A 16,217-nucleotide genomic window follows, 5' to 3' on the forward strand; every position below is an offset into this window, starting at 1 on the left:
TTAAGCTCCTTGAGTCGCTGTGTTCTGTTCAAAGTGGTAACGGCCAGTCTGCAAGGCGCTTGGGCCTTTGCGGATGTATTTCACCATCAGGTAGATCTCGATGACCAAGAACAGAGTGTAGAGTCCAATAAAGCCCGCCAAGCTCATCCACAGATCCGTCTCAGTTAGGTGAGAGGTTGCGACATAGGTCGGAAGAATTTCACCGATCGCCCAAGGTTGACGGCCAAATTCAGCAACGAACCAACCCATCTCACTGGCAATCCAAGGAAGCGGTAGAGAGAGAAGTGCGAACCACTGCAACCAACGTGTCTGGTAAGCCTTACGCTTAGCGGTGTAGTAGAAGGCTAGGACAAATAGAAGCAGCATCGTAAAGCCTGCACCGACCATGACACGGAAGGTCCAGAACATCGGAGCCACCTGTGGAATGGTGTCCCGAGCCGCCAGTTTGATCTGCTCTTCGGTCGCGTCAACAACCGCCTGCGTGTAACGCTTCAACAGCAGACCGTAGCCCAGATCAACGCTGACTTTAGAGAACGCAGCACGATTTTCAGGAGTGTCTTCACCGTTACGCAGTTTCTCTAGAAGGCCATAAGCGACAATGCCGTTGCGAATGCGATCTTCAGCATGAGCCACTAGATCTTTAATACCGGTAACCTCCTCATCCAAGGAGCGGGTTGCAATTAGACCCAAGGCGCCCGGAATTTTCAGAGCGTAGTCAGTTGTCATGGTCTCTTCATTGGGAAGGCCGACAACGGTAAAGGCTGCAGGTGCTGGGTGTGTATCCCACTCCGCCTCGATCGCTGCCAATTTAACCTTCTGCACTTCGCCCACTTCGTAGCCAGATTCGTCACCTAACACGATGACAGAGATCGCAGAGGCTAAACCGAAGGCTGAAGCGATCGCGAATGAACGACGTGCAAATGGAATGTCACGGTTACGCAGCATGAAGTAGCTGCTGACGGCTAGAACGAAGATAGCGCCCGTTACATAACCTGCAGAGACAGTGTGAACAAACTTAACCTGCGCCACTGGGTTTAGCAGGACTTCCGCGAAGCTGTCCATCTCCATGCGCATGGTTTCAAAGTTGAAGTAGGCCCCAACAGGGTTCTGCATCCAACCGTTGGCGATCAAAATCCACAACGCAGAGAAGTTAGAGCCCAGTGCGACCAACCAGGTCACAGCAAGGTGCTGTACCTTGCTCAGGCGATCCCAACCGAAGAAGAACAGGCCGATCATAGTGGATTCAAGGAAGAAGGCTACCAGACCTTCAATCGCCAGCGGTGCACCAAAGACGTCGCCCACGTAGTGCGAGTAGTAGGCCCAGTTGGTTCCAAATTGGAACTCCATGGTCAAACCGGTGGTCACACCTAGCGCGAAGTTAATACCGAACAACTTACCCCAGAATTTGGTCATATCGCGGTAGATCTGCTTGCCGGTCATGACATAGACAGATTCCATGATGGCCAGCAGGAAGGATAGACCGAGGGTCAGTGGTACAAATAGAAAGTGATACATCGCGGTAATAGCAAACTGCCAACGCGATAGTTCCACAACCGATTCTGAAATCATCGGGGATGCCTCCAGTAGACAAATTAAGCACAAAAATTATGTGCACTGCACAAAGTTTCAGAATTGTAATCGGTTATATAGTCAAAAGTAATTGATATATATCTAAAGTCTTAACGATAAATGCTCACGACTAGTTGAGAAAATCTCAACCTTGGCAGCGGTTAGAGGGGCAGATGTTGACCGATTTTATGATCAGAACGCAGGGATCGCCGATCTTGAGGTTTAGATTGTTAAGGGAGCGTTTGGTGATGTGTGTTGAGACGATATCTGTTGCAATGCACACGTTAATAAGTACATCACTCGATGAAGTCGTTTCAATGGATTCAACCCTTCCGGAAACCTGATTCAAGGCAGAGATGCCTGCCACTTTTGCGGTCGATAGGATTAGATCGTTCGCGACCAGTTCAAGGCAGACCGCTGAACCTATGGGTGCATCAAGGGTCGGCACATAGAGTGTTTCGCTGGCCACTTGAAGCTCGGACAGTCCATCGGGGTGTTGTGCCACTAACTGGGTTGTCAGTGTCGACTTGATCGCACGATTGGCGGTTCGCGCGACCTTGCTGTTGGCCATCACCTCTCGCGCAGGCCCTTGAGTCACAATGCGGCCCTGCTCCAGTGCGATGACATGGTCAGCCAGCTCTAATACCTCTTCGGGTGAGTGGGTTACGTAGAGCATAGGAATACCCAATTCCCGGTTTAATTTTTTGAAGTAGGGGAGTAGCTCCGCTTTTCGGGCGCCATCGAGTGCTGCAAGGGGTTCATCGGCCAGAATAAGATCTGGTGCGCTTAATAACGCACGACCAATCGCAACACGCTGTTTTTCACCACCAGAGAGTGAATTTGGCGTTCGCCTAAGTAGGGGTTTTATACCTAAAAGTTCGACGATCTGGTAAAAATCGACGCTTTTGTCGACCTTATTGAAGCGTTTCGCGTAATTTAGATTCTGCTCTACTGTCAGATGTGGAAAGAGTCGGCTCTCTTGAAAAATGTAGCCAATGTTGCGTTGATAGGGCTTTAAGCTCGTGTTTGAAGCGCTATCAAATAACACCCGATCGGACAGAGTGACGCGGCCTTGGCTGTTGCTTTGCAAGCCGGCTATCGCATTGATTGTGGTGGTTTTCCCTGAACCTGACTCGCCAAATAGAACCGTGATGCCACTGGGGGCTTCAAAGGCTATATCAAGCGAGAAGTTTGGCATCGACTGCTGCAAAGTGACTGACAGTGTCATGACTGCAACCTCCGGCTCATACGACGTGACAGCCATTCAGAGGCAAGAAGTGCACTCATCGCAATGATAATAGAGATGATCACCAGTTTGGTCGCAGAGCTTTCACCACCGGGTACCTGAAGAAACGCATAGATAGCCGAAGGGAGTGTCTGAGTCTGACCTGGAATATTCGATACAAAGGTGATGGTGGCTCCAAACTCACCCATCGCTTTGGCAAAGCCCAGAACGGAGCCGGCGATCACACCAGGAAGCATTAAAGGTAGGGTGATGGTGATAAACACCCAGCGCCTTGAGGCACCCAGGGTTGCGGCCGCTTCCTCTAATTTAGGATCAATGGCTTCAATGGAGAGACGAATAGCGCGAACCAGTAATGGAAAAGCCATGATGGCTGCTGCTAATGCGGCACCGCTCCAGCGGAAAGCAAACTCAATTCCCCACTCAGCAAGGAATGATCCGACAGGCGTGCGTTTTCCGAAGGTCATTAACAGCAGATAACCCGTTACAACGGGCGGTAAGATCAAGGGTAGATGGACAATTCCGTTGAGAAGCTGTTTCCCTGCAAACTCCTTTTTCGCCAGAAGATAGGCAACGCCAATGGCCACAGGCAGGCTAAGCAGTGTTGCCCAAAAAGCTACCTTAATTGATAGGAGAACTGCCGCCCACTCGTTGGGGCCTAGCCAATCAGTCACGTTGTTGCGAATCCATTAAAAAGCCGTTGCGCTCTAGTATCGCCCTAGACTGCTCTGAGCGCAAAAACTCTAAAAATGCCGCGGTTGATTTATCACTCTCTGTAACAGCCGCAACCGGATATAGAATTCTGTCATGGGACTCTGTAGGGAAGGTGGCAGCTATTGAGACCTTGGGTTCAGCCACCGCATCCGAGTGATAGACGATCCCTAAAGGTGCTTCACCTGAAGCAACTAATGCAAGTGCAGACCGCACATTGTCTGATTGAGCGACTTGCTGCTTAAGGGGGTCCCAAAGATCAAAATAAGTAAGTGCTTGCTTACCGTAAATGCCAGCAGGTACAGATTCCACAAGACCCATGGCCAGGTATTCATTGTCCAGCCAATCGAGCAGTTCTTGCGACCTGGTGAGGGTGAGTTTTGCGTCTGGAGTATGACTTATCAGTACCAACTGATTACTGGCAAGGTTGAAGCGAGTCGGTTCATTAATTAGCGCCCTATCAGATAGGTAATCCATCCAGGCAGTGTTGGCAGAGATGAAAATATCGGCTGGTGCGCCCATCTCTATTTGACGTGCTAAGGTGGCAGACCCCGCATAAGAGACAACAATCGAGTCTGAATGGTCTGCCTCGTAATGTTCTGTGATCTCATCGATCGCATTTTTTAAGCTCGCTGCTGCAAACACAGTAAGTGTGTTTGCAACGGCTTGTGAGGATGCAAAAGCAGCCAGACTCAGCGTGAGTATTGATCTAAGTAGGACTGCTTTAAACTGCATAAGTTATGCGCTGATTCCGTATTCGTCACGGTAGGCTCGAATGGCCGTTAACTCAGCATCACGACCACCTTGCTCTTCAAGGTACTCAACGAGATCATCTAAGGAAATGATGCTAGCAACTTGCATGTTGTAGTCACGCTCAACTTCCTGAATGGCGGAAAGCTCACCTGTACCTCGTTCCATACGGTTCAGTGCGATCACCGTGGCGGCTGGTGTTGCACCATTTTCGTCGATCAGCGTCATCACCTCACGGATAGCGGTACCCGCGGTAATGACATCGTCGATGATCAGAACACGGCCAGCGAGTGGTGCGCCCACTAGGTTGCCACCTTCACCGTGATCCTTAACCTCTTTGCGGTTAAAAACATAAGGAACGTCTTTACCGAAATCATTTGCCAGTGCAACGACGGTCGTTGTTGCAAGGGGAATGCCTTTGTAAGCAGGCCCAAGCATGACGTCGTAATCGATCTTCGCGTCTTCAATTGCCGCTGCATAGAAACGACCCAGTTTTGCTATGGCATCACCGGTATTGAAAAGGCCTGCGTTAAAAAAGTAAGGGCTAGTTCTACCCGATTTTAGGGTGAACTCACCAAATTTAAGAACGCCTTTTTCGATTGCGAATTCGATGAACTCACGCTGGTAGCTTTGCATAATAGTGAAATCCTTAGAACTGGGTTTAATCCGCGTAGGATACCTGAACAGAGTTCAACTCCCAAACCAACTTCTTTCAGCTTTAAAAAATTCCGTTTTTATGAATCTATCGCTACAATTGCAATCTTTAGTCTAACAACAATAGTTATACGGAGCGCTTCGAACTCATGCGCGTAATTACTTTTAATACTCAAGGCATTGTTCAAGCCGCTGATCGGGGCTTTTTCGATTGGATGGTTAAGCAGGATGCGGATGTTGTCTGCTTGCAAAACATTCGTGCACGTGAGTATCAATTAGATGATTCTCGCTACCACCCTGAGGGTTACGAAGCCTACTTCTTTGAAGCCTTTGATGATGACTACAGCGGTGTAGCGATCTACACCCGCCGTCTACCTAAAGCGATTATGATCGGCTTAGGTTTTGAACAGTGCGATTTCCAAGGCCGTTATATTCAGGCTGACTTCGAACGATTCAGCGTCGGTTCTTTTAATGTGCCATCGGGTCTCAAAGGACCAGACGCTCAAGCAGAGAAAGAGAAGTTCATTGAGCAATTTGAAAGTCACTTTGAGAAGACTCTTCGCAAGCGTCGTGAATTCATCTTCGCCGGTAGCATGAAAATTGCGCACAAACCGGTCGACTTGAGTAACTGGTATGCCAATCAGACCGTATCTGGATTCCTTCCAGAAGAGCGTGAGTTCATGGAGGAGCTATTCGGTGAAATGGGCTACGTCGACACAATGCGTGAGTGTACAAAAGCGGATCGCGAATACACTTGGTGGCCAGACTACAACCGTGCCCGTGAGCTAAATGAAGGTGCGCGCTTGGATTACCAGATTACGACTCAAGGTCTGCGTAAAACCATTCAGCACTGCAGTATCTACAAAGGTCAGCAGTTCTCTGAGCATGCACCCTACATCGTGGATTACGATCTCGATTTTTAATTGAGAATTGGATTTTAGAAACCCTCTTTACGAGGGTATTTTATTGTTAGTGCGAGAAGAAAGCTAACATCATGATCTGAATCGCTGCGAGCCAAGAGCAGGCTACCCTGACGGCAATTCGTGAAAAGGTTGCGGGCAGCTTTTCCAGTAGTAACTCACCGGTTGCGGCGCCAAGCATCACTGGCAATATCGCCCCAAGTGTCACACCGACATAGATGGAGACGCTTAACTCCATCCAGACATGCCCCTCCAAAGAGACCATCTGGACAAGCAGGCCAGTAAACAGTGCAAGGATCAGTGTTAGCGGTTTGAACTGCTGGTTCAAGCTAGCACCCAGGGTTGCAGTGATAGCGCCGACAACCGTAGCCCCCATCATCACCCAGGTGGTTACTGAAGGCGCCAGTAAAAAGCCCAAGACTAACCCCACAACAAAGAGGGGAAGGGCTTGAACCACACCGCGATTCTTCCACAGTGCAATCATTAGGCCTAAAGAGAGGGTGGCAAATAGAGTGACTTGATCAAAGATCACCACGCTGGCCCCTTCAACAAAACTAGCAAATTGATCGGTGCCAGCCCCAAAACTATGCGCTACTGCCAGGTTAGGCAGTAACACTGAGGTCAAAAGAAGCAGTATTGAGCGTGATGGATAGACCATAGGTTAAAGCACACCAAATAGGTAGCCAGCACCGACTAATGCAATGATCGCCCCACCTAGACGAACCAAACTCGCACCAAAATCGAGTTTGGTTAGGAATCCAAATGCGATACCGATAAGGTGCAGTAGACCAGTCGCAATTACAAATCCAACGGCATAACCGTAAGCGTTAAACTCTGTTGGGAACTCTGTGCCGTGAGCGTGACCATGGAAGATCGCAAAGATGCCCACGATCACAGCGGCTATCCATAGCGGTGCCTTAACAGCAAAGACAATCAGCAGACCAAGAACCACACCCGAAAGCGCAATACCCGTCTCCACTGCAGGAAGCGGCATACCGGCAATGCCTAAAGCACCGCCAATTGCCATGACCAGTGGAAAAACGACCGGAAGTATCCAGATGGCGGGTGCGCCTAAAAAAGCACCCCAAAGGCCGACTGCAACCATTGCAACGACATGATCCCAACCCATGATGGGGTGCCAGAAGCCAGATGCAAAACCTGTGTTGATACCTTCACCAGTATGGGCAAACGCCATGCTGCTGAAAATCATCAAAGATAGAGCTGTAGCGAGTTGTTTGATAGTCATTCTTAGTTCCAGGAAATTAAATTTTAGTTGCTTACGCCAGTGAGGCTTTTTGGATTGCTGTGAGCTCTTCAATGCCTTTCTTAGCTAAGGTTAGCATCTGATTCAGTTCATCTTGAGTGTAAGGAGCACCTTCTGCTGTGCCTTGGACTTCAACAAAACCGCCGGTTTCAGTCATGACGACGTTCATATCAGTTTCGGCTGTTGAATCTTCTGCATAATCCAAATCCAATACCGCTTGGCCTTTATAGATGCCCACCGAAATAGCTGCGACTTGGTTTTTAATCGGGTTGCCTTTTAGTGCGCCGTTTTTGTCTTTTTTCAGTTCGTTGATCGCATCAATCAGCGCAATGTACGAACCGGTAATTGAGGCGGTACGAGTACCACCATCTGCTTGCAGAACATCACAGTCGATGGTGATGGTGTTCTCGCCTAGCTTATCTAGATCAATCGCAGCACGCAGTGAACGGCCGATCAGGCGCTGAATCTCAAGCGTGCGTCCTGACTGCTTACCGCGCGATGCCTCACGATCGGTGCGGCTATTGGTTGCACGAGGCAGCATGCCATACTCAGCGGTTACCCAACCTGAGCCTGATCCGCGCAACCAGCGAGGTACACCTCGAGTAACTGACGCATTACAAAGGACTTTTGTATTGCCAAACTCGATCAAAACCGAACCTTCTGCATGCATTGTAAAATTACGAGTGACTTTAACGTCGCGCATTTGGTCTGGTTGACGCCCACTTGGGCGCATTGCATCTAAACCTAGGTTTTTCAATTGATCAGAGAGTGGAGAGCTCATGTAGGTACCTTAAAAGTGCCGGCATCGGCTGTTATAGTGACAATCAATCTATGGTAATCGAGTTTGACAGTATATGACACAGAGTATGACCGCTTTTGCCCGTTCAGAAGCTGAATTTTCATGGGGTACCTTGGTTTGGGAAATTCGTTCGGTTAATCAGCGTTTCTTAGAGCCTCATTTCAAACTTCCAGACTTTATGCGTCAGCACGAGATAGCCATTCGCGACAAGCTGCGCAAACGCCTGGCCCGCGGCAAAGTTGAATGTTCGCTTCGGTTCCATGAATCGGTGGGTCAGCAGAGTGTTCAAGTGGATCAAGTGCGGTTGCAGCAGATTAATGAAGCGCTACAGCAGATTAAACTCAGTGGTGCTTCAGAGGGAAGGGTTGATCCTTTGGCTCTGCTTCAATTCCCGGGCGTGATGAACAGCACTTCAGCTGATCCTGGTGAGGTAGGTCAGGCCGCGCTAGCGCTATTTGATGACGCATTGGCTCAACTTATTGAGGGCCGTCATCGCGAAGGGATTGAGTTGGCGGGTTTGATAGAGGATAGGTTGCAGTCAATTGCGGCGATCGTCGGCAAAATAAGATCAAAAATTCCGCAAATTATCGAAAATCAAAAAGCGAATCTAGTCGAAAGAGTGTCGCAATTAGGAGTCGACCTTGATGCCGAACGTCTTGAGCAAGAGGTAGTGCTGTTGGCACAACGTGCCGACGTTGCAGAAGAGCTGGACCGTCTAGATACCCATGTGACTGAAGTAAGACGCATCTTAATAGAGAAGGGGCCAATTGGTCGTAAGCTGGATTTTCTAATGCAAGAGTTGAACCGTGAAGCTAACACACTGGGCTCCAAATCCGTTGTCGTCGCAACGACTCAAAGCGCGGTAGAGCTTAAGGTTTTGATTGAACAGATGCGCGAGCATATACAGAATATAGAGTAGAATCCTGTAGGATCTTTTAATCCTTATAAAGCCCAGTAATTACTGGGCTTTTTTGTGATTATTGTCCTGTAGGATTTCCTGGGACTCTATTAAATCCTGAGATATTTGGGGGGTAAATAGGTGGGTATTTAGTTATTTACTCAATTTACAGTGGTGGGTATTATTGAGCGTAATAATTTAATTACACTGAATGGTTAGATATGAGTGAGAAGCTGACGGTCAAAGAGATCCAGTCTCTAGTGAGTAAACATGTAATAGGGAAACACCCTGATGGCGCTGGTCTTTACTTTGTGATTCCTAAATCTGGTAATCCTTATTGGATGCTGCGTTATACGTCTAATAAGAAACGTAAAGAGATGACGCTGGGCCATTATGCAGACTTGTCTCTAAAAGATGCTAGATTCGAAGCTGCGGCTAAGCAAAAACAGAATCGTGAAGGTATGGATCCATTATTAGCTAAGCAGCGTTCTAAACAAGAAAGTATCAGAACAGTAAATGACCTCTTTAATGACTGGTACCCGACACTTGCTAGTAGGCTAAAGCATCCGCAGATTCCAAAGAGAATTTATACAAAAGACATAGCGCCACATATCGGTGAATTCAAACTAGATCAGCTATCAGCACGTGACATCCGAAATATTATCGAAGCAATTAAGAAAACGGGAAGGATGGCGATAGCAAATGATGCATTGGGATATTGTAAGCAACTATTTAACCATGCAATCAAGCTTGATTTGATGGGGTTGAATCCAGCGTCAGCTTTCACATTTAGAGATGCAGGTGGCTTGGAAAAGAGTCGAGAGAGAGCCCTAAGTGAAGGCGAATTAAAGCAATTCTTCTCAGTGGCAAAAGCAAATAGTAAAAGTTTTAGTCGCGAAAATTATTTGGCGTGTCTGCTATTAGTATCAACAGGGGTTCGTAAATCAGAACTTTGCGAAGCTAAGTGGGAAGAGTTCTCTTTGGAGGAAGGTTTATGGAAGTTGCCTGCGTCTAGAAGTAAAACTAATGTTGGTTTTGATGTCCCGCTGGCTCCACAGGTGCTTGAATGGTTTGGAGAGTTAAAGATAAGAGCCTTTGGATCTGATTATGTGTTTCCAAGCCGACGCACAAGCTCTAGACCTCACATGGGATCAGATACCTTAAATAGAGCGATATCTAAACTATTCGGTCATGAGGCTGGAAAAAAGAAGCAACCACCCAATCTGATGGGTGATATGGAGCACTTTGCCGTTCATGATTTGCGAAGAACTTGCCGTACGCTCCTGGCACAGCAGGGTACTCCAGGATATGTGGCCGAGCGGTGTCTCAATCATAAGCTGAAGGGGGTAGAAGGTGTTTATAACAAACATGATTATTTTGATGAACGAAAGGAAGCGTTGGACTTGTTGGCTAAAAAGGTAACCAGTCTCCAGCCAACTCAACAAATTTAGGTGCGCAAAACATAAGCATCACTAAAAATTTTTAGGTGCGAAGTGCGCAATTTTTCACACCCCTGCAATTGTGCACACTTCTTGCATAGATGCTGCGCACTTGTTGCACACATCCTGCGTACTTCTTGCGCACCCTAACTCTCTAATAAGTATCTAATCAATTGCTCAACGCCTCTTATCCGGTATATTCAAATAACTAGATGGAGTGATTGAATGTGCGGTAGATACAACCTAGAAGACAATGACGATACCCAGGCACTAATGGATCGCCTAGGTGTTACGTTTGGTCGTAAGGACATCCCGAGCTTCTTTAACCTAGCACCTACTGAGCAAATCCCAGTTATCTCGGAAGAAGAAGGTATCAGAGCCTTAAGACCTATGCGGTGGTGGTTAACGCCAGTTTGGGCTAAGGAGATCACTACCCAGTACTCTATGTTTAATGCTCGAGCTGAGACTCTAGATAAGAGCAAGGCCTTCCAGGGTAGCTTTAGACATCACCGTAGCATCATACCTATGACGTCGTTTATTGAATGGCGTAAGGAGGGGGCTATTAGACAGCCATATCTAGTTAAGTATGAACACGGTTGTATGGCTGCAGCAGGTGTTTGGTCTCAATGGACTGATGGCGAGATTGTTCTAGATACCTGCGCAATGGTAACGACAAACGCGAGTAAGGACTTTAAACCATTCCACTCCCGGCAGCCCTTGTTGCTGGATTCAGATCAGGCAAATACTTGGTTAGAAGAGAGGGCAGATTTAAATGATCTACGAGAGCTTCTGAAAGCTCCACTACCGCAAAATATGCTTGTTAGAGCGATAGATCCATCAATCAATAATAGTCGGCTTAAAGAGGCCCCTAGATACCTCAACAGTAGCCAAGAGGTTGTAGTATCCAGCTGACTGTTGGGAGGCGGCTCACGACCCATAAGAGACATTCGTAGAGAGACTCTAATTGGTATATAGCGTTTTTCTTGGGAAGTAGGTGCTTGATAGCATTGAATATTAGTATTATCTAATATAAAGTATCCGCAGTTGTGAAGTTCTAGCGATTAAGCGGGATATTGCTTGTACATTCGCAGAAACATTATTTGAAATCTTTATAAAGATGAGAAGGCGCTATGGTTAAGCAACAAGAGTCGGATCTGCCCCTACAAATCAATTACCCAGAAAATGCCCCTAAAACTCCAAAGATGAGTTTTAAAATGAAATATTTAATCATTCTGATTCTCCCTTTATTTATGTTTTTAGGTGCTGTCTTAGGAATGTATTTCCAGCCACCAGGGCTTCAAAAATTTTACATTATGACAGGCTTAGAGCCTGGTGCAGGATCTAAGTCACCAATTGCAATTCCTCCAGAAATCAACCTTCCTAAAGAAATGGAACTAACCTTACTTCCCAGTGATGTGGTTGGTTTAGCTAAAATCATACCTCAAGGTGATATTGCGATAGTTGCATCTCCATACGGTGCAGGTGATGCACGAGTTGCAAAAATTAATGTCTCGATTGGTGATGAAGTATCTAAGGATGATCCCTTAGCATATCTCGATAATAGAGATACTCTTGAAAGTGCAGTATTACTTGCTGAAGCTGGACTAGCTGTTCGGGAAGCTTCAGTTATACAAACTAAACACGCTGTTCAAGCCAGTAGAGATGAAGCTCAAGCGAGCTTGGATCTGGCTAGGGCTTCAGCTGTAGATGCTCAAGCCAATTTTGAACGTACACAGGCATTAAAAGATAAAGGCTTAACAACCGCTGCTGCACTTGATTCTGCTAAATCTCGCCAGCTTGAAACACTGCAATCAGTCACTCGTGCGGAGGCCACATTGGCTAGATTTTCATCGATAGCCATTGAAGAGCAACCTGATGTAGTGGTTGCAGAACGAAATTTTGAATCTGCAAAAGCTGAATTGGCACGAGCTAAACTAGATCTAAATCGTTCCGTTGTTCGAGCGCCTATAGATGGTACCATTCTGGATATTCATGTAACTCCAGGTCAGCGCCCGCCTGTCGATGGGATAATGGAAATGGGGAACACGAGACAAATGATGGCTGAAGTTGAGATTTGGCAAGATCGTATTGTTGAGGTACAGGTTGGACAGCCTGTGGAGCTGACGGCAAATTCTTTAAAGGAAAAATTACTAGGAACAGTCCAACAGATTGGTATAACTGTTGGACGACAGGGACTTATATCAGATGACGCTGCCGCCAACTCTGATGCCAGGGTGTTTACGGTGTTGGTTAAGCTTGACCAAGCATCTTCTAAAATAGCTTCCCGTTATACCAACCTTGAGGCTATAGCTCGTATCGATAGCGGAGCAAGTATTAGGTTGGATAAATGAGTAGCTTACTTCAGCGAATACTTGGTCGACTACCTGTAGGGTGGTTACAGCTAACTTATAAGCGTAGCCGATTTGCTTCAGCACTAGCTGGTGTGGCCTTCGCAAATGTTCTGGTGTTCGTCCAACTAGGCATTATGAATTCTATGGAGATTGCCACATTAAGACCTTATGAGTTTTTTCAAGCGGACATTATGATTTCTGCTGTTGATGCAAATTCACTAACTGAAGGTGGAAATGTCGCTCGTCAATGGATGCTGAAAGCCTTATCAGATTCTGATGTAGTAGGCGCTACAGGATTGTTTGTCGGCAATGTTCCTTGGGATAGGCGAGAAAAATCAATTTCACTGACTACCTTTGGTGTTGACCCTCTTAAACCTGATTTTATTTCAGATGATGTTTCTAAAGATTTAAGGTTGCTTCAGATTCAAAATTCAGGAGTTTTGGATCGATTGGCGAGAGGGTTGTCTTCTGAAGAGGCAGCTGCAATCAGACCGCAAACACCACTTAGTTTTGAAACTCTTAATAAAACACTTACGGCTATTGATACATTTTCAGGGGGTGGTGGATTTGGTGGTGATGGTTATATGTTTGTATCTGACCAGACGTTCCTATCCCTTTTTCCATCTCGGAGTTCGTCAGCGCCCGATCACATCTTACTGAAACTTCGCGCAGGAGCTGATACCGAAGTAGTTGTAGGTCGATTAAAAACTCTAATCTCAGATAAATCCCTCAGATTGCGTAGTTACTCAGAAGCCTCAAATGAGGATGTTCAATACCAGCAGACTCAGAAGCCTACAGGTCTGATCTTTGGCTTTGGTGTTTTGATAGGTGTGTTGGTTGGAATAGTGATTGTTTATCAAGTTCTATCCGCAGATGTTGCAGACCACTTGAGAGAGTATGCAACGTTTAAAGCGATGGGCTATGGTAATAAGTTCTTCCAAAGCATTATTGTTGAAGAGGCAGTAATTCTAGGTCTTTTTGGTTTTGTGCCAGGGTTGTTTGTAGGGACTGTCATTTTAACTTTCATGGGGAAAATGACGAATCTACCATTGACTATGACGCCTCTAATGGCGGTATCAGTGTTTATTGGTACTGTAATATTCTCAATTTTTTCTGGTTTGATCGCCACTAGGCGTCTAGCAGCTGCTGATCCAGCCGACTTATTTTAAGGGGAAATCATTGTGGATAAGCCAGTCGTTGCTGTTAAAGATCTGAACTTTTGGTTCGGGAGTGGTGAGGCAAGTAAGCAAGCTCTCTTTGATATTAATTTAGAGTTACCAAGGGGAAGCTTAACTGTATTGATGGGGCCATCAGGCTCAGGAAAAACAACGTTATTGACATTGATAGGTTGTTTGAGATCAATTCATGAGGGATCAATTAACTTACTTGATCAAGAGTTAAATGGAGCTTCCCATGAAAAACTAACTTCAATTCGTCAGCGTTTAGGTTTTATTTTTCAGGCTCATAACCTGCATGAAAGTTTAACAGCGGTACAAAATGTTGTTATGGGTGTTCAAGTTCGTTCGGGCGTGTCTGATGAATTAGCATACAAAGCCGCTGAACAAGCGTTACATTTGGTAGGTTTATCAAGTCGGTTACATTATCTCCCTGCCAATCTTTCAGGTGGACAAAAGCAAAGAGTAGCTGTGGCAAGAGCATTGGTAGGGAATCCTACATTGGTACTTGCAGACGAGCCTACTGCGGCATTGGATAAAGATAGCGCATCAGATGTGGTTGACCTTCTTAAGCGGCTTGGTGCAGCTAGAGGCACAACAACACTTCTAGTTACTCACGATGATAGGATTTTGGATCGTGCAGATCGAATCCTTAAGTTAGAAGATGGAAAAATCGTAGATATAGTATGAGCTTATGCTATGTGCCGTTAAGCTAAGCATATCAGAGCGGTTAAAGACGACCCAAAGCCACCATAATCGACAACTATATTGATCGTTATCAATTATTTACCAATAGCCATCTATTATATTAGACAAATCTAATATCTAAGTGGTGCTTCTATGAAATCCTATAATCGAGTTCAAAGTGTCGTGCATTGGCTAAGTGCTGCGGTAATCTCATTCCTTCTTATAACAGGTACATTTATCCTGTCTGAAGTTCCAAACTCTGATCCTGATAAACTTGGCAAACTGACCATTCACTCAATTGTCGGTGGTATTGCTTTGGTACTTATACTGTTCAGAATCATATGGGCACTTAAAACTGAACAGCCTGCGCATATTGTGTCTGACTCACCTGTGATGGATAAGCTCGGAGCATTAGCGCCCAAAGTGCTTAACCTATTATCACTTGTGGTGGTGATCTCAGGTGTAGTGATGGGAATTGGTTCAGGTTTGATGGAGTTGATTGTGACTGGAGTAGGTGAGTTACCTGAAGACTTCTTTGGCTCACCTGTACGAATCGTGCACGGGTTAGGGTCTAAGCTACTTCTCGCTGGCGTTGTTATTCACATTCTTGCTGCCCTAATGCATCAGTTTGTTAAAAAGGATCAGATCATGAGTCGCATATCACCCTTTAAATAACTTCTCTTGAGTACCACCTGCATATTGTAGGTGGTGCATCCGCTTAAACTCTCACCATGTTTAATATCACCAGCGTTAACCCGTAAGACGCTATCATGGCGCCTAGCCCTGCAAAAAGACTGACCTGAAAACTAAAACCTTTATCAATCATAATGGGCATTACGATAAAGAGTATGAGAGAAGGGATGACCAACCATACGATGCTTGCCGCTAAATCTCGGACCTTTTGAATATCTCCAGTGTCCATATAAAGCCAGATCATTGCGATGACTGAAATTAATGGAACAGATGCGATCACAGCGCCAAAAACTGAGCTTCGTTTGGCAATCTCAGATACAAGAACAATCAGAATGCTCGAAACTAGCACTTTTACTAAATAGTAAGCCATGTACGCCTCTCAACAGAGTTGGTTCTGACTCAGATTATATCCATTAATATTTGAAAGCGTCAGTGTCCGTTCTGTGCCGGTAACAGCCCCTCATTGTTACTGGTGCATACACCAAAACTAGCCCTCCTGAATTACCTACACAACCATACACCTAGTTCTCATGTATCCATCCAAGAACCTTTACATACAAGCCTCTACACAGAACTGGTTTTGACGTACAAGAACGTACAGATAAGTTCATGATTGAGTGTTCTTGTAACTAGGCGCCTAAGGTTGTGGACGGACGGATAACAAATACCTAGTGATACATAATCCGTCCGCTTTAAATTAGGGCTGGGCGGCTATTCACGACCCAAAGCTGACATTAACGCCTTGCTAGGTGGCCTGAAAAGTAGCTATAACTGCCCCTCTTAGCCAGGTATAGCAGACGCAGTACACTTGAGTAACTTATTAGATGCACTGGATTAATGTGCGCTAGTTTTTGAAAGCAAGTTGAGAACAACAACGCCACTAACGATTAACCCCATCCCAACATATCCCCAAAGGTCAAGTTTTTGACCGTGCATACGTAGACTTCCCCTAAAAGTGCACAAGTCAAAACTAGAGATTTCTGACATCATAAGTCGATGGAGGAGATCCAATGAGAAAGTCAAAATTCAGCGAGAGCAAAATCGTCACTCTGCTTAAAGAAGCT

General features: G+C 46.0%; 17 protein-coding genes and 1 pseudogene. 8 read left to right on the forward strand and 10 right to left on the reverse strand.

The window, feature by feature from the left end:
* The 5 genes from XMG48_RS10090 to pyrE all read right to left on the reverse strand — a co-directional run bounded on the left by XMG48_RS10090 (window position 1) and on the right by pyrE (window position 4,909).
* Window positions 1-1,569 (reverse strand): cytochrome ubiquinol oxidase subunit I, encoded by a 1,569-nt coding sequence (locus XMG48_RS10090; protein WP_173481940.1) that lies wholly within the window; start codon window positions 1,567-1,569, stop codon window positions 1-3.
* 145 nt (window positions 1,570-1,714) lie between these two features.
* Entirely contained in the window at window positions 1,715-2,797 is a 1,083-nt protein-coding gene (gene modC, locus XMG48_RS10095; RefSeq protein ID WP_173481941.1) for a molybdenum ABC transporter ATP-binding protein, read from the reverse strand.
* Window positions 2,794-3,486: a molybdate ABC transporter permease subunit gene (gene modB / locus XMG48_RS10100; RefSeq protein ID WP_173481942.1), complete on the reverse strand. Its 693-nt coding sequence runs from the start codon at window positions 3,484-3,486 to the stop codon at window positions 2,794-2,796. The genes modC and modB overlap by 4 nt, the downstream gene beginning before the upstream one ends.
* Window positions 3,479-4,258 carry a molybdate ABC transporter substrate-binding protein gene (gene modA, locus XMG48_RS10105; RefSeq protein WP_173481943.1) on the reverse strand — a complete coding sequence of 260 codons (780 nt, stop codon included), beginning with the start codon at window positions 4,256-4,258 and terminating at the stop codon, window positions 3,479-3,481. The genes modB and modA overlap by 8 nt, the downstream gene beginning before the upstream one ends.
* A 3-nt stretch (window positions 4,259-4,261) precedes the next feature.
* Window positions 4,262-4,909, reverse strand: coding sequence for an orotate phosphoribosyltransferase (gene pyrE, locus XMG48_RS10110; protein ID WP_173481944.1), 648 nt, complete (start codon window positions 4,907-4,909; stop codon window positions 4,262-4,264).
* Window positions 4,910-5,076: 167 nt separating this feature from the next.
* On the opposite strand from pyrE, the gene XMG48_RS10115 reads away from it, so the two are divergent.
* Entirely contained in the window at window positions 5,077-5,850 is a 774-nt protein-coding gene (locus tag XMG48_RS10115; RefSeq protein WP_173481945.1) for an exodeoxyribonuclease III, read from the forward strand.
* Window positions 5,851-5,896: 46 nt separating this feature from the next.
* Here the strand turns inward: XMG48_RS10115 and XMG48_RS10120 are convergent, their stop codons facing one another.
* Genes XMG48_RS10120 through rph form a run of 3 tightly spaced genes read right to left on the reverse strand, consistent with a single transcriptional unit; the run spans window position 5,897 to window position 7,892 of the window.
* Window positions 5,897-6,505: a hypothetical protein gene (locus tag XMG48_RS10120; protein WP_173481946.1), complete on the reverse strand. Its 609-nt coding sequence runs from the start codon at window positions 6,503-6,505 to the stop codon at window positions 5,897-5,899.
* Between the two features lie 3 nt (window positions 6,506-6,508).
* Entirely contained in the window at window positions 6,509-7,093 is a 585-nt protein-coding gene (locus XMG48_RS10125; protein ID WP_173481947.1) for a HupE/UreJ family protein, read from the reverse strand.
* 31 nt (window positions 7,094-7,124) lie between these two features.
* Window positions 7,125-7,892 carry a ribonuclease PH gene (rph, locus tag XMG48_RS10130; RefSeq protein WP_305792080.1) on the reverse strand — a complete coding sequence of 256 codons (768 nt, stop codon included), beginning with the start codon at window positions 7,890-7,892 and terminating at the stop codon, window positions 7,125-7,127.
* 85 nt (window positions 7,893-7,977) lie between these two features.
* On the opposite strand from rph, the gene XMG48_RS10135 reads away from it, so the two are divergent.
* The 7 genes from XMG48_RS10135 (at window position 7,978) to XMG48_RS10165 (ending at window position 15,135) form a co-directional block, all read left to right on the forward strand.
* On the forward strand, window positions 7,978-8,829 hold the full coding sequence (locus XMG48_RS10135) for a YicC/YloC family endoribonuclease (RefSeq protein ID WP_254443638.1): 852 nt from the start codon (window positions 7,978-7,980) through the stop codon (window positions 8,827-8,829).
* Between the two features lie 200 nt (window positions 8,830-9,029).
* Complete coding sequence (locus tag XMG48_RS10140) at window positions 9,030-10,259, forward strand: site-specific integrase (protein WP_173481949.1); 1,230 nt, start codon at window positions 9,030-9,032, stop codon at window positions 10,257-10,259.
* A 213-nt stretch (window positions 10,260-10,472) separates the two neighbouring features.
* Window positions 10,473-11,159: an SOS response-associated peptidase gene (locus tag XMG48_RS10145; RefSeq protein WP_173481950.1), complete on the forward strand. Its 687-nt coding sequence runs from the start codon at window positions 10,473-10,475 to the stop codon at window positions 11,157-11,159.
* 218 nt (window positions 11,160-11,377) lie between these two features.
* On the forward strand, window positions 11,378-12,598 hold the full coding sequence (locus XMG48_RS10150) for an HlyD family efflux transporter periplasmic adaptor subunit (RefSeq protein ID WP_173481951.1): 1,221 nt from the start codon (window positions 11,378-11,380) through the stop codon (window positions 12,596-12,598).
* Complete coding sequence (locus XMG48_RS10155; RefSeq protein WP_173481952.1) at window positions 12,595-13,767, forward strand: FtsX-like permease family protein; 1,173 nt, start codon at window positions 12,595-12,597, stop codon at window positions 13,765-13,767. The genes XMG48_RS10150 and XMG48_RS10155 overlap by 4 nt, the downstream gene beginning before the upstream one ends.
* Before the next feature lie 12 nt (window positions 13,768-13,779).
* Window positions 13,780-14,463 carry an ATP-binding cassette domain-containing protein gene (locus XMG48_RS10160; RefSeq protein ID WP_173481953.1) on the forward strand — a complete coding sequence of 228 codons (684 nt, stop codon included), beginning with the start codon at window positions 13,780-13,782 and terminating at the stop codon, window positions 14,461-14,463.
* A 150-nt stretch (window positions 14,464-14,613) separates the two neighbouring features.
* Complete coding sequence (locus XMG48_RS10165; RefSeq protein WP_173481954.1) at window positions 14,614-15,135, forward strand: cytochrome b; 522 nt, start codon at window positions 14,614-14,616, stop codon at window positions 15,133-15,135.
* A 43-nt stretch (window positions 15,136-15,178) separates the two neighbouring features.
* Here XMG48_RS10165 and XMG48_RS10170 read toward each other — a convergent pair whose 3' ends face one another.
* On the reverse strand, window positions 15,179-15,523 hold the full coding sequence (locus XMG48_RS10170) for a DUF3147 family protein (protein WP_173481955.1): 345 nt from the start codon (window positions 15,521-15,523) through the stop codon (window positions 15,179-15,181).
* Between the two features lie 464 nt (window positions 15,524-15,987).
* Window positions 15,988-16,086: pseudogene (locus XMG48_RS10175) on the reverse strand (quaternary ammonium compound efflux SMR transporter QacL); the annotation flags it as partial.
* Window positions 16,087-16,217: the final 131 nt, after the last annotated feature.

The sequence above is a fragment of the Marinobacterium sp. xm-g-48 genome (genome assembly GCF_013282925.1).
Taxonomy (GTDB): Bacteria; Pseudomonadota; Gammaproteobacteria; order Pseudomonadales; family Balneatricaceae; genus Marinobacterium_E.